This window comes from Allocoleopsis franciscana PCC 7113, from assembly GCF_000317515.1.
In the GTDB taxonomy this organism is placed as follows: domain Bacteria; phylum Cyanobacteriota; class Cyanobacteriia; order Cyanobacteriales; family Coleofasciculaceae; genus Allocoleopsis; species Allocoleopsis franciscana.
The window spans coordinates 5,268,183-5,282,220 of the sequence record NC_019738.1 but is presented as its reverse complement, the minus strand read 5'-3'; the positions used below and the strand labels follow the sequence as shown (position 1 = coordinate 5,282,220).

At 45.0% G+C, this 14,038-nt stretch carries 9 protein-coding genes and 2 pseudogenes; 5 read left to right on the top strand and 6 right to left on the bottom strand.

Annotated elements, in window-relative coordinates; all coding sequences use genetic code 11:
• Positions 1–174 precede the first annotated feature (174 nt).
• From MIC7113_RS21700 to MIC7113_RS21685, 4 genes and pseudogenes are all read right to left on the bottom strand, one after another.
• A pseudogene (locus MIC7113_RS21700) lies at positions 175–1,579 on the bottom strand (IS1634 family transposase).
• A gap of 271 nt (positions 1,580–1,850) precedes the next feature.
• Positions 1,851–3,470: a mechanosensitive ion channel family protein gene (locus MIC7113_RS21695; protein ID WP_015184329.1), complete on the bottom strand. Its 1,620-nt coding sequence runs from the start codon at positions 3,468–3,470 to the stop codon at positions 1,851–1,853.
• 149 nt (positions 3,471–3,619) lie between these two features.
• Entirely contained in the window at positions 3,620–5,011 is a 1,392-nt protein-coding gene (locus tag MIC7113_RS38230) for a hypothetical protein (protein WP_015184328.1), read from the bottom strand.
• A gap of 48 nt (positions 5,012–5,059) precedes the next feature.
• Positions 5,060–5,257 (bottom strand): annotated as a pseudogene (locus tag MIC7113_RS21685) (slr1659 superfamily regulator); the annotation flags it as partial.
• Positions 5,258–5,457: 200 nt separating this feature from the next.
• Here MIC7113_RS21685 and MIC7113_RS21680 point away from each other — a divergent pair.
• The 5 genes from MIC7113_RS21680 (at position 5,458) to MIC7113_RS21660 (ending at position 12,008) form a co-directional block, all read left to right on the top strand.
• Positions 5,458–6,402, top strand: coding sequence for a DMT family transporter (locus MIC7113_RS21680; RefSeq protein WP_015184327.1), 945 nt, complete (start codon positions 5,458–5,460; stop codon positions 6,400–6,402).
• Between the two features lie 38 nt (positions 6,403–6,440).
• Positions 6,441–6,881: a response regulator gene (locus MIC7113_RS21675; protein WP_015184326.1), complete on the top strand. Its 441-nt coding sequence runs from the start codon at positions 6,441–6,443 to the stop codon at positions 6,879–6,881.
• A gap of 399 nt (positions 6,882–7,280) precedes the next feature.
• Positions 7,281–9,590, top strand: a complete 2,310-nt coding sequence (locus tag MIC7113_RS21670; protein WP_015184325.1) for a sensor histidine kinase — start codon at positions 7,281–7,283, stop codon at positions 9,588–9,590.
• Positions 9,544–9,990, top strand: a complete 447-nt coding sequence (locus MIC7113_RS21665; RefSeq protein ID WP_015184324.1) for a response regulator — start codon at positions 9,544–9,546, stop codon at positions 9,988–9,990. The genes MIC7113_RS21670 and MIC7113_RS21665 overlap by 47 nt, the downstream gene beginning before the upstream one ends.
• Entirely contained in the window at positions 9,951–12,008 is a 2,058-nt protein-coding gene (locus tag MIC7113_RS21660; protein ID WP_015184323.1) for an ATP-binding response regulator, read from the top strand. Before MIC7113_RS21665 ends, MIC7113_RS21660 begins: the two co-directional genes overlap by 40 nt.
• A 245-nt stretch (positions 12,009–12,253) precedes the next feature.
• Here MIC7113_RS21660 and MIC7113_RS21655 read toward each other — a convergent pair whose 3' ends face one another.
• A complete protein-coding gene (locus tag MIC7113_RS21655) occupies positions 12,254–12,664 on the bottom strand; it encodes an MAPEG family protein (protein ID WP_015184322.1) in 411 nt (136 codons plus the stop codon).
• Positions 12,665–12,747: 83 nt separating this feature from the next.
• Complete coding sequence (locus MIC7113_RS21650) at positions 12,748–14,007, bottom strand: serpin family protein (protein ID WP_015184321.1); 1,260 nt, start codon at positions 14,005–14,007, stop codon at positions 12,748–12,750.
• Positions 14,008–14,038 lie beyond the last annotated feature (31 nt).

Sequence of the window (14,038 nt, the reverse complement as noted above, 5' to 3'; positions counted from 1 at the left end):
GGCAGCCAGACGAAAATGGCTTGGGGTCCAAGTTGCAAGTGAGCACCCGGTGCCGAACTAATCCAGAGGAGCAAACCCGTCAGACCAAATCCCCAGGCTTCCAGCGGAAGTTCCCCTTTGACAAAAAACTACAACCTATGCTGTGAGAGAGGGAGAGACTCAACTCCTCGGCTGTTACTGGGTACAAATTAAGGAAACTTCTAACAAATCTAACGCTTTTTGTTGGAGTGGAGTCGGTTGAGTAATTTTCTCAAACATTAGAGAAGTCTCCAGACCACTAGACTGGAATTTATTTTTGACAATCGTTGCTAAATCAGTCATTAAAGTCCGAAAACTATGGACAGGAAGCTTTTCAGGTGTCTTTTTAGTCGCTGCCTTAGCGCGGGCTTTCTTTGAACGCTTAGATGGAGCAACAATTGAACTTTTTCCCTCCGGTTCAACTGTGACTTTTTCATCGTCAAACAGCAGTGGAGCTAAAGCTTTCCTCATGTGCCACTCCACATAATAAGCCAGCATACACAAGAAGACGTGAGCTTTGACGCGCTGTTCTAAACGGTGATAAATTGGACGTACTTTCAAATCGATAGTTTTATAACTGCGGAAAGCTTGTTCGACAGTAGAAAGGCTTTTATAGGTTCTCACCGTTTGAGCCGCATCTAAAGTCTCCGGTTTGACTGAAGTCCGAATAATATAGACTCCATCCAAAGCCGAATCATTGGCGATAGCCGCTTCATTCAATGAGTAAGAAAAACTTGTCTCAGTGATGGCAATATTAAAGTATTTCCCCACACATGTAGCATTGAGAACTCGCCCCACTCTCAGTCCAATCTGGTCGGCTCCTTTGAGGGCGCGTTTATCTCGTGAAGTGGCGATAACAATCTTATTGAGTTCCTGCTGTGTCGCCTGTAATAAAGCAATTCTAGTCAAAGACTTTTCTTGAGCAAGCATCGGGTTGCGACAAGCAATTAGCCGCTCACTGGGGTAATCAGAACAAGAAAATTCTACTAAGTCAGTTTCATCAAATAATGAGAGTTGAACAGCTTCTTGTTCAAGAAGTTTCCGAAGCTCCTTCGGATAGATGTCTTAGGGCTAACTCATTTTCGATTAATTCTTGTTTGGATACCAGCCAATCCATTGCTTCATACAATTCATCCTCATCGGCTTTTTCTAAGCCCAACAGTTCACTTAACGATGAATTGCACGTTTCGCTGTGCAATCCTCTCGCTGTGGCTAACTTGGAACGAGGGTCAAGGAGACGCGCCACGATCATCGCCAAAACTAGAGCTCGTTTTCTCGAATTTGAGGGTGAGATTAGATGGTGCAAAGACAGTTTTTTGATTGTTCCTAAAACCGCAGCTACATGACCATGAGGTAGACTTCTTTCTACAGAGAATGATTCGGAGAGATTTTCAATAGCTGCGCCGCCTTTGAGCACTATTCTCAAGTTATCAATGACAGTATCCGGTAATTTTGACAGGTTAGCTAAAGTTCTTTTACGGATTTTACCCCCTTCACGATAGGACTCTCGTAGGAGGACAGCGGGGGGTGAATTTCTGTTAGGGACTCGTTCAATATACATGGCTACTATTGTCCCAGAAATCTCCCCGCCAAAATCTTAAAAAATTCTTAAAAACATGGGTACGGCTTTCTGGGAGTAAATGGCTCTAGTTCCCGTCACTCAAGCTTTTTCTCCCTTTGTAGTTCATCTGTACGGGGGAACTTCCGTTCCAGAAGGCTGAGGTGACGGGGAAGGCGCTGAAAGTTGGCAAAAGCGTTGGAGGGGGAAGAAGACTGAAGCATATTCTTTCCTATCTTTTATTAGTACAATCCCTTAGCAAGGTTTATGAGCCTTAATGGAGGAGCTGTACTTCTTCGCCTAAATCCTTAGTTTCTTGACTGTGCTGGAGATATTGCACAACGCTCTGATAGATCTGGCTGCTAACGCGATCGCCTCGTTTTCCATTTTCTAGCTTGATATCATCCACAAAGAAATTGAGTTGAAATTTAATGTAGCAATTCGCTTCATCATGCTCAATTTCTTTGACTAAAACTTGGGGTTCTTGCCACTTCTGCCTGGGCTGTTTAAATCGCTCTTGCAGCCATTGCTTTAATTCCATTACATAATCATCCAAGCGAGTTTCTTCCCGTTGCGGATTGGAAATTTTTTGATATAAGCGTTGTGTGCGTCGCTTCAGTAAAGTAATTTTGCGCTCCCACTCGTCAGGAATCATATAGCTGTCGTTGTCCAGCAAATTGGGATCGCGCATACACGCCCGGTACCATTCTCGGACTAAGCCAATTAAGTTGTCTTTGGATCGAGTTTCCTGGAGCGTAACCACTGAACGGTTATTTTGGATTTCTGTGGTGATCTCCAAGCCAATCACCGCGAGAACATCGCGATATTCTTGCTGCACATTCTCAATTTCATCCTGAGTCAAGCCACCTTTTTCGGCAAATTGAAGGGTGACCACCAGTGCTTCTAGAGCTGGGGCAATTTCTTCTAGCTTGTAGTTAACATCCTGCTCAGCCAGTAAGCGCAGTCTACCAAATTTTCGCTGCTCTTCAAGCTCCTCTATTTGAGAATAGCGATCAATCAATTCTAATTTCCGTTCGATATCACCCAGTGTATCTGGATGTGCTAGGATAGTTTCTCTAATAACCTGCTTGACTTCACGAGCATCATGCACAAATGGGATGCTCACCTCAGTCGAATAGTGATAGTAAGCAGTTGGGCGGCTGAGGTTAACAATGTTTTGCTCTTGTAACTTACTGTTGGGGATATAGATGTCACAATGTTGGCTAGGGAGATAGAGTTGCGTAACCCGCACTCCAATCTTTCGTAGCATCGCAATCGAGCCATCCTCAAGCCGCAAAACATCACCAAACTGAAAGGGTGTATCAATCAACAGTACCACCCCACTGAAAAAGTTTGCCAAGATGCCTTGAGCTGCAAAGCCGATGACAAAGGTTGCTCCACCTAACGCCACCCAAATTCCTGTCAAATCAACTCCCAGCGATCGCAAAACGAAGACGCTGGCAATCAGAACAATCACCACGGGAACTACGGCTTCCAGCAACGGGAGGAGAACATCATCCCACATCGCTTCCGTTTGCTGGGTGAAGTCTTTCAAGTAATAGATAAAGACCTGGATAAAGAGCTGCACTAACCAGTAACTCGCCGCGATGATCAGACCGGCAGCTAAGATATTTTCAAAGCCGTCGATTAATACAACAGAAGGCAATTGATGAAACGTCAGCTTCAGGACGGCTAAAATAAAAACGGTTAGTGCTGGATAGGCAGAAACATTAAGGGTGACGAGCGCAATGTCTCGCTCAAACTTGCGGAAGATTGAGCGTAGGATATAGAACATCACGATGTAGAGCAGCACTGCACCACCAACGGCGAGAAGTAGACTGCTCAAAACGAACGCCCAAGTATCAGCCTCAAATGGTAAGAGTTTGTTCAGCATTTTGGTAAAGAGAATGCCTTATAGTGGTTCTCAATTGAATGAGGTACAAGGTTCTAGGTTTTCGGGAGTTGAGAATAGGCAAAAAAGCTAGATGTACCTCACTGATATAAGAATCGCTATAAGTGTCATTAACAAATAACCAAGTTCTTCTATTCCTGCATTCCGGCATACAGCAGCCGAGCAAATAATCTCGCCCCATCGTCTATTTTGAGTTGAGCATAGGAAGGCGGTTGTCGATGACCAACCACTCGCAAATTTGCTAGCAACTCAGGATGAAATTGACTAGTAAATGAGCGCCGAATCACCTTACTTTCAAAATCTTTATAGTTAATGCAGGTGGCAGAACACTCCGTCAGTACATCGCCATCATGGGCGGTTGAGCAAAGAATTTCTAGGGCATAGGGAAGTTGCATCAGCCATGCGAGGGAACTTCCTGCCAAAAGATGACGATGGGGAATAATGGTATCGTGTAGCAGCCGATAAGCCCAGTTGGCAAAAAGAATGGCTTCCTCATTCACCTCGTCTGAATGGAACATGGCAATATTCAGTTCATGTTCGTATTCAATGGATGTATCAATCACTCCTTCAAATTCATCGGCTGTCACCTCATGGGCTGTAATTAACTCTTGCGGGATGCCTGATTTCTCACTATCGGGAGAGCAATAGTGCAGTAGTTGGCGACCACCCACTTCTTTAGACTCATTGGGGCCAACAGCAAACTCTGGATCGTTCCAACTTTGGGCAACCAGATGACCATTCTTTTTCTGAACCTGAAGCGAATTACCAACCTCAGCAATGCGCTGGCAAACCGTTTGTAATGCTTTCAACGCCCTGCCTTGAGAATCACGGGGTAATGCAGCTAAGCTACACACCTGCTGCACAGCTTTTTGGATCAGACGAATATGGGCTTGGGCGGCTAGTTGGTGTCCTAAACAGATAAAAATTGCAGGGGCACTCGTAGGAGATCGCGACAGCAGCAGTGCTTCTACAAACTGATGTAATTCAGCTAGGGAACAGTTACCTCCAGCAAATGAACTCGCATCACGCACTGAGGGATCGCCTCCTTCAACGACGACCGCCAAACTAGAGGAGATAATCGGTATAATTAATTCTGGATCAAGCAGCCCGGAAGACCACAACGGAAACAGAATAGAGTCACAATCCGCAATTTTCTGGGCAATGTAGGCCACATTGATAGAAGCGCGAACATGCTCGCCGAGGGGGTTATAACCAACGTGTTCCCAAGGTTCGATAACCGCGATCGCATTGCGAAATAGACGTGGATGTTTCATCAAAAATTCAAAGTCTGCCTGGGAGTCAATCACCTTTTCCAAAGGCTTTCCTTTGCCCCATTCAAACGTTGAGTTCTCCTCCAAAAGAGAGCGATCGGCTAGTGGATCTGCGGAATGGCGATCGGCTAAGAATCGACCTAATAAAATATGCACCGATTCAAAGTTGGAGCCACCTTCACTTAAGTAACCGGGATGCAGCCGCCAAGGGGTAGACGTTAAGCTTGTGGGAGACAAATTGAGGTTAACCATGGGGTAGATATTTATATCCTTGAGAAAGAGTGAATAATCTTGAGGTATTTAATCAATTTCTAGCTTTAATCCAGGTAATAATTTCTCCAAATTTTTCAACGATTTTCCTTGCCAAGGCATATCGTTAGAACCTAGAACGATTAACTGAATTCCTTTCTTTTTTCGCAAACTCAAGACAAATTTTGACAACATACTGATACCAGAGCTGTTGAGAAATCCTAAGTCTTTTAAGTTGATGCTCATCGTGGCAGGATTAGTTTCAGCGTGGCAAGCAAAAGGTATTTGATGACATCACATTGCTGGTACTTAAGCGGCAGGAAGATGCTTCATCAGACCAGCAAAACCATGAAGTGATTCAACTTCAGGCTAAATAATATATATATTGTCGCCCCCTGAAGTTCATCCCCTCAGTACAATCAAACAGTACTTCATCCTCAATTTCAGCGGTGCTGGGCTTCCTGATTGTTCTGCTATCTTCTGTCTTTTTCTGCTTTCATAATGTAATTGTTCGAGTTCTCTTCAACGAGCACGCGATTCTGGGACTCTTCCAGACGGGGGGTTTTGTGACGCCAACCTTGCAGAACTCTTTCTTATTAATGTTTATGCGGATGCTGTTAGTTGTTCCGTTGATGGCATCTCTGGTACCGAAACTCTATCCTGCAACCTGGCAAGATATTAAACAGTTAGGAAATATAGAACAACGAACTCTGCTGCTGCAATCGTTGGGATGTGGGGTTCTTATGTTTCTTTACTTGGCAATGATCTATATTTCCATCGGACTGATTCCGACGGGAATTGCCCTAACTCTCTTCTTTACTTATCCCGTTTTTACGGCGCTATTTTCCTGGCGGTGGTTTGGGAATCGTCCGACGCTGTTTCGCTGGAGTGTGATGGGATTGGTGTTACTGGGCAGTTTCCTGACCATGCCCTATAGTGATACGGCGGCGAATAACCAAACCTTAATTGGTATCATTACCGGGATTGCCTCCGGTGTTGTGTATGCTCTTTATACGGTTGTGGCTCAAAAGAGTTTTGAAACCCTGCATCCTTTTCCCTTTACTTGGATTAGTTTTGTCACCACCTTAGGATTATCAGCCGCGAGTCTTGTAATCTGGAATGTACAGGATACTCAGCTAATCTGGATTCCCCTGTGGATTGGTGCTCTTTTGTCTGCGATCGCCACTTTTGCCGGTCACTTGCTGAACAATTTCGGGATTCGCCTCATCGGTGCTACATCTGCCTCGATGATTGGCGCGAGTAATCCAGCACTTACGGTAATTCTGGCTTGGTTAACGATTCAGGAAACACTACAGGGTTTGCAAGTGGTGGGAGTGGTGATTGTGACGTTGAGTGTTGCACTGCTGAGTCGAGAGCATAGTTTATACAAGTAATTTCGGTTAATAGTTAAGTATTGAGTATTGCCTTGAATATGGAAGAATCCCCGGCGCAGCGATTAATTTTAGTTGTGGAAGATAACCCCGAACATACCCACCTGATCAAAGATGCACTCACTGAAAATTCAGGACGGCATCAAATTATCGCGATCGCAGATGGGATGGAAGCGATGGACTTTCTACATCGCCGGGGAAACTATAAGGAGGCTACCCGTCCCGATTTGATTTTGCTGGACTTGAACATATCCGGAAAGGATGGCAGAGAACTCTTAGCTGAAATTAAGGCTGATCCACAGCTTAAGCGGATTCCCATTGTGATTTTAACCATTTCCGACCATGAAGAAGACATTTTCCAAAGTTATGCCCTTCAGGGAAATTGCTATGTGATCAAATCCTCGGATTTAGAACAACTGTTTCAGCTTGTTAAACGGATTGAAGAATTTTGGTTAGGCATTGTTACTTTACCTATAGAGTAGTTACTTATCAATTCTATGATTTTTATTTAAAGAAATATAGTTTTGTAAATAGAGTTCAAATAACTGACTTGAGTCGGTTAACTGCCTATAGACTCTTTTATTCTTTATTTGAGAAAACTTTTAGTTTATTTAATGTTTTGTTGAATTTTCCAGGAACTTTCTGCGATATCCTGCAAACTAGAGACAAGTAAAAATTTTTAAAGCCATAACCCAGGATAAAACACTAAAATTGAGCAATGAGTGTATCAACGGCTGCATAGACTTCATGTGATATCGCAACCGTCTAGAGTCTGAATCGATCCAAATAGTATTGAAAACTCAACCCAAGAGATGAACTCCTCGTAGAAGCTATATCGTGATGGGTTGTTGATTTTCTATTCCATTCTATGGAGGGCAATCATGACAGGAATAAATTTAGAAACCCAAGAGGTTAACTTAAACAGATTAAAACAGCCACCGATTCATCTCTTGACTCAAGTCCAACCCCATGGCGTTTTACTGGTCTTGCAAGAGCCTGAATTAACCGTTTTGCAGGTCAGCCGAAATACATTTCAGGCATTAGGGTTGGCTCCTGAAGCGATTCTGGGTAAGACACTGGATGATATTCTTGATTCCTTTCAGGTGGATCGAGTCAGGATGGGATTATCCCATGAAAATCTAGACTTAATCAATCCCACTAAAGTTTGGGTCAGGCGGAAAGGAGATGATTACCAAGTATTTGATGCGGTTTTTCATCGCAGTGCGGATGGATTTTTAGTGCTGGAATTGGAACCCGCCCTAACTCAAGAGACAATTCCCTTTTTAAGTTTTTATCATCTAGCTAGAGCGTCAATTAACCAACTCGAAACCACCTCCAACCTCCAAGATTTTTGTCAAATCATTGTCCGGGAAGTGCGTAAGGTTACCGGGTTTGATCGCGTCATGCTCTACAAATTTGATGAAGATGGGCATGGCGAAGTGGTTGCCGAAGCAAAATTGGACGAGATGGAGCCTTATTTGGGGTTGCACTATCCAGAATCGGATATTCCCCAACCCGCCCGGAAAATGTTCCTATCCAACTGGATTCGGGTGATTCCCAACGCCCACGCGGAACCTGTAGAGCTTTATCCGGGCGACAATCCCATAACCAATCAACCCGTCGATCTGACGCTCTCAATCCTGCGGAGTGCCTATCCCTGCCACCTTGAGTACCTGCACAACATGGGGGTTGGGGCGTCGCTCACGATTTCCTTAATGAAGGATGAGAAGCTTTGGGGACTGATTGCCTGTCACCATCGCACCCCCAAACATGTTCCTTACGAATTGCGGAAAGCTTGCGAATTCTTGGGACGGGTGATTTTTGCAGAAATCTTTACCCGCGAGGAAGAAGCCGACTACAACTATCGCATGAAGCTGGCACAAGTCCAATCGGCGTTGATAGAGTACATGTCCCAGGCGGACAACTTTATTGATGGATTGATTCAGCAAGAGCCGAACTTGCTGGACTTGGCGGATGCGAAGGGCGCGGCTATTTGTTTTAATGGGCACTGGACAACAATCGGTCGGACGCCACCGGAAGAGGAACTCAATTACCTGGCGCAATGGCTGACGAAAACCGTGGATGAAGAGGTGTTTTATACCGATTCTCTGCCCCTGATTTACTCCGATGCCGAACGGTTTAAGGATGTTGCCAGTGGAATGCTGGCGATTCCGATTTCCAAACGCAGTTATGTATTGTGGTTCCGTCCTGAGGTGATTCAGACGGTGAACTGGGGGGGCGATCCCAATCATGCCTACGAACTCAAAGAGTCGAGTGACACTTTGCAGCTATGTCCTCGTAAATCCTTTGATTTGTGGAAGGAAACCGTCCGCCTGAAGTCGTTGCCTTGGAAGCCGATAGAAGTTAAGGCAACGTTAGAGTTAAGAAAGGCGATCGTCAACATCGTACTGCGGCAGGCGGAAGAACTGGCCTTACTGGCTCAAGATTTGGAACGCTCTAATGCCGAACTGAAGAAGTTTGCCTATGTGGCATCTCATGACTTGCAAGAACCCCTGAATCAGGTGGCGAATTTCGTGCAGTTACTAGAGATGCGCTATAACGATGAACTGGACGAGGATGGCAAAGAATTCATTGGCTTTGCCGTGGATGGCGTTAGCCTGATGCAGACGCTGATTGATGATGTGCTGGTGTACTCCAAGGTAGACCTGAAAGGGATTGAATGGGAACTCACTGAGGTAGAAACCTCTTTAAATCGGGCATTCAGCCATCTGCGAGGGCGGATTACCGAAACCCAGGCGGAAATTACCTACGATTCGATGCCAATCATCGTGGCGGATAGTACCCAGCTCATGCAATTGTTCCAAAACTTGTTGGGGAACGCCATTAAGTTTAAAAAGAAGGACGAAGCACCTCGGATTCATGTGGGAGTGCAACGACAGGAGGATTCTTGGTTGTTCTCGGTTCAGGACAACGGGATTGGCATCGATCCGCAGTTTGCCGATCGCATCTTTGTGATTTTCCAACGCTTGCATACCCGCGATGAGTATCCCGGTTCCGGCATGGGACTGGCTATCTGTAAGAAAATTGTGGAATGCCACCGAGGACGGATCTGGGTTGAATCCGAACTGGGCAAAGGTGCAACCTTCTTTTTCACGATTCCAGTAGGAGGACGCGATCGCCATCATGCCAGTGGACACAAGAAACAAAACTATCCTTTTGGTCGAAGATAACCGAGGTGATATCCGGCTAATCCAGGAAGCACTCAGAAGCACTGCCGCCCAGTGTAAAGTGGTGATTGCGCGGGATGGCATGGAAGCGATGGCTTATCTGCGGCAAGATGGAGAGTATGCAGATGCGGTTCGTCCAGACATCATTCTGCTTGACCTGAATCTGCCCAAAAAGGATGGACGGGAAGTACTGGCAGAAATTAAAGCGGACCCGTCCCTCAAGCACATTCCGATTATTGTCCTATCCACGTCTCGCAACGAGGAGGATATATCCAAAAGCTATGATTTACACGTCAACTGCTACATTTCAAAATCACGTAATTTGACACAATTGTTCAAAATTGTTCAGGGGATTGAGGAATTTTGGTTGGAGACGGCAACGCTGCCACCGGAAAGCCGGTAGGCAGACCTTTTGTTAACATCCTGCTCGTTGAGGACAACCTGGCAGAAGCTCGCTTACTTCAGGAAGTCCTCAAGGGTAGTTTGCTCAGCCGCTTTAACTTGGCTCATGTGAAGCGGCTGAAGGATGCGATTGCCCAGATCGAAGTCGATCACTTCGATGTGATTTTGCTCGATCTCACTCTGCCCGACAGTTATGGGTTAGCCTCCCTGGATTCCCTGATCGAGCACGCCCCCAAGTTGCCGATTGTGGTGTTGACTAATACCAATGATGATGAGCTCGCGGTGGAAGCGGTTCGGCATGGGGCACAGGATTACATCGTAAAGCGACAGCTCAACCAAGATATTTTAGTGCGCTCTCTACGTTATGCGATCGAGCGCAAACAAGCCGCCGAAGCCCTACGAGAGGCTAACGAAATCTTGGAACTGCGGGTACAAGAGCGCACCGCTGAACTCGAAACAGCCAATGAATTACTCAGACGAGAAATTGAGTGGTGTCAGAGAATTCAGGAACGGTTGGAATTGGCGCAAAAAGCCGGTAAGATTGGCACCTTTGAATGGAGTATCCCATCGAATGAGATTACCTGGACGGCTGAGCTAGAAGCTCTGTATGGGCTGGCTCCAGGGAGCTTTAACGGTCGATACGATGATTGGATTCAAACCCTTCATCCCGACGATCGCCGCAACACCGAGCAGGAACTCTGGCAAGCGGTTAGGGTTGGGCAGGGATTGGATACCGAGTTTCGCATCATCTTACCGAATGGAGAAATTCGCTGGATTGCTGTTAAGAGCAGCCTCTTTCACGACCTCGCCGGCAAACCCATGCGGATGATTGGTATCCACATGGATATTACCGAAAAAAAACAACTCGAAGCACAATTTTTACGAGCGCAACGATTGGAAAGTCTGGGAACCCTTGCCAGCGGAATTGCTCATGACCTCAACAATATTCTGAGTCCAATTCTGATGGGCGCTCAATTATTACCGCTCAAGTTTCCCGATGTCAATGACCAAACCCGGCAAATGATTAAAACGATAGAAACCAGCGCCCAAAGGGGCGCAGGACTGGTTAAACAAATTTTATCGTTTGCACGGGGGGTAGAAGGAAAGCGAGTGAGTCTGCAAATGAGTCACTTGCTGTTAGAAATCAGGAAGATTATACAGCAAACTCTGCCTAAATCAATCGACATTAATACTGACATTTCACCTGATTTATGGATGATATTAGGTGATGTCACCCAAATGCATCAGGTGTTTATGAATCTATGTGTAAATGCCCGTGATGCCATGCCGGAGGGTGGTGTTTTACAGATTGAGGCTGAGAATTTACTGCTCGATGAACAGTATGCCAGGATGCATTTGGATGCTAATATTGGCTCCTACGTTGTTGTGACCGTTACCGATACGGGAACGGGCATTCCACCCGATATTTTGCACCGAATTTTTGACCCATTTTTTACTACTAAAGAGATTGGCAAAGGAACTGGATTAGGACTCTCTGCCGTATTGGGTATTGTGAAGAGTCATGGAGGCTTTGTGGATGTACAAAGTGAAGTGAACAAAGGGAGCACATTTAAGGTTTATTTACCTGCCAATCCATCCACAGTAGTGCCAACAGGCGAGCATTTAGAGTTGCTTTTGGGTCATCAGGAATTGATTTTAGTAGTCGATGATGAACCAGCGATTCGTGAAAGTACTAAAACCACCCTAGAAACTTATAACTATCGAGTGTTAACTGCCAGTGATGGAATTGAGGCAGTCTCGGTGTTTGCGGAGCACAAAGATAAAATTCAAGCTGTCTTAATCGATATGATGATGCCCTCAGTCGGTGGTTTGGCAATCATTCCCCTACTCCGTCAATTCAATCCCGGCATTTATGTGGTGATCATGAGTGGGCTAAACTCTACAGAAGCTGTACTTCAAGCTGAATGTGTTGGTTGCCAGGGTTTCTTGCCTAAGCCGTTTACAACTAGGGAACTGCTGCAAATTTTGCCCAGAGATCGCTGTACATCTTCCCCCTAGGAACAGGAACCAATAAAAAACCCCCAGAGAAGCGAACCATCTGGGGTGAAACTGTTAAGCCTTATTCTTTTCAAGCCGAAGGCTGATTGCTCCGGGTAAGTTCACAATCCGATTACAAGGAAAATCTAAGGAGTTCTACAACCATTCTAATGACTATTTCCATCGCCGAATAGCCCATTCAGTTTGCACTCTTAAGCCCATTATTTTTCTCTCTTCAGAGCAAGAAAAGAAGTTGATAGCTGGGTTCAGATGAAAGTCAAATAAGCCCTAATCACTCCTACTATAGCACCTAAAAGCAGGACAAGAATAGACAAAGAATTGATACCAAAACCGAGCGCCCGTTTTTCTGCCGCTTGATAGTAACCCCAAGCATATAAAATACGTCCAATTACCCAAATTAATCCAATCCCAGTACCCCAAATGGGGCTGACAAATAGAGAGAATAACCATAAACTTGGCAACAAAAGAATGAGTTGCTCCAAAGTATTTTGCTGGACTCGAAATACTCTCTCAAAATCTGGATTGCCCGAAATTTGGGGTACAGGTACTTTATATTTAAATCTTGCTCTGCCAACATTGGCAGTTAGAACGAAGTAGAGAATTAGAGTTAAAACCGTCACCAAACTCGGAAAAATAAGTGTTTTTATTTCAATCATGGCAACACATCCTGAAAATGATTTGAGGTAGGGTATGATAGTAAGTCACAATAGCCCTCTACTAGCTCCATACCACTTTCATTTTACTGGGGTTTTATGATAGAACCCATGAATAATATTGTTTTAGTCTGATTATCACGAATGACACAAAAGAAAGGCCGATCCGCAATCAACTGAGGAGGTGCGGCTCTTGTCCCCATCTGCACCGATGTTGCTCCAGCCGCTTCACTTCCTTCTTCGTTCACTTCAAAAAATGTGTTGTGTTTGACTCTACTAATGTAAGCTGAGCGAGGAGTCATCCCTGTAAAATCAGCTCGGTTCACATCAAAGGCGATCGCCATCCCCAGGGATTTCAATGTGTCATTCAGTTCAAGCCCATAGTTTAATCTGAAGCGAGGTAACCCAACGAAGACTTGCTTCGTTTCAAACTGGTTCATCCATTGCTCCCAGTTTTCAGCATTCAGGTTTTTGTAGAATGTTTGGAGACTGACGTTCTCTTGAGGTAAAAAGATATACAAACTTAATCGTTCCTGTCCATAGGGCAACGTTACAGCCTGAAATAAGTGATTAGCATAGTAACCATATTGCGCCTGTTGAAACATGATCGGTTGCAGTTTCTGCGTCCCGTTCAATAAGGTAAAGGGTAACTCTTGCGTTTTAGTTTTATCGAATGGTGTTGTCCAGAGTCCTTTAAAATAGATGGCGTTGATTAGAAAAAGAATGGTATCGGGTTCAATCTCCTTACCATCGATAATGGCATCAATCTTTCCATTCGTACTCTGCTTAACCCAAGTATTAATAATAGATGGAGTGCTAGGGTCATTAAAATCTAAATCGGTTATCTTTGCTCCATAGAAATCCTGATTTTTTTGCAGAAATTCTGGAACAAACGGTTCACCTTTTCTCGCCCACAGGGAGTTAGCGACCGAAAGCTGCACTTTGGGATCGAGATGAGTGATTGTGGCTCTCAGGGAGGCATACCCTTGATTGATATCTTCAAGGCTCATCCCTTGTAACTCTAAAGTTTGAGCGATCGCCTGTTGCGTTTCTCCCTTGGCTCCGTTATAGGTCATGGATAAAGCGATCGCTACACTCGCCGGAGAGATAAAAATGTTTTGCTCCGGCTGTTGTTTGAGAATCGCTGAAAACAGCTTGAAGCTCAAACGGGTGTTGGCTGCAATCAGTTTGGCATTCATAGTCGGCTCAGAAACTTGGGCTTTCGGACTTGATTCTCCTTTAGCAAGCGCTATACTAACAGGTTGCTTGACACCCACAACCGCCGCTAAACTCCATACAGTTAAGTAGAGGCAGACTGTAAGGATTCTCCGATATCTTAGATTCATAACAGCCTTGGCACAAGCCAGTTTTTGCGAT

Excerpts from the sequence above, each read along its gene's own strand:
- MIC7113_RS21695 (WP_015184329.1), bottom strand. The coding sequence starts at position 3,470 with ATGCTGAACAAACTCTTACCATTTGAGGCTGATACTTGGGCGTTCGTT.
- MIC7113_RS38230 (WP_015184328.1), bottom strand. The coding sequence starts at position 5,011 with ATGGTTAACCTCAATTTGTCTCCCACAAGCTTAACGTCTACCCCTTGG.
- MIC7113_RS21675 (WP_015184326.1), top strand. The coding sequence starts at position 6,441 with ATGGAAGAATCCCCGGCGCAGCGATTAATTTTAGTTGTGGAAGATAAC.
- MIC7113_RS21670 (WP_015184325.1), top strand. The coding sequence starts at position 7,281 with ATGACAGGAATAAATTTAGAAACCCAAGAGGTTAACTTAAACAGATTA.
- MIC7113_RS21665 (WP_015184324.1), top strand. The coding sequence starts at position 9,544 with ATGCCAGTGGACACAAGAAACAAAACTATCCTTTTGGTCGAAGATAAC.
- MIC7113_RS21655 (WP_015184322.1), bottom strand. The coding sequence starts at position 12,664 with ATGATTGAAATAAAAACACTTATTTTTCCGAGTTTGGTGACGGTTTTA.
- MIC7113_RS21650 (WP_015184321.1), bottom strand. The coding sequence starts at position 14,007 with ATGAATCTAAGATATCGGAGAATCCTTACAGTCTGCCTCTACTTAACT.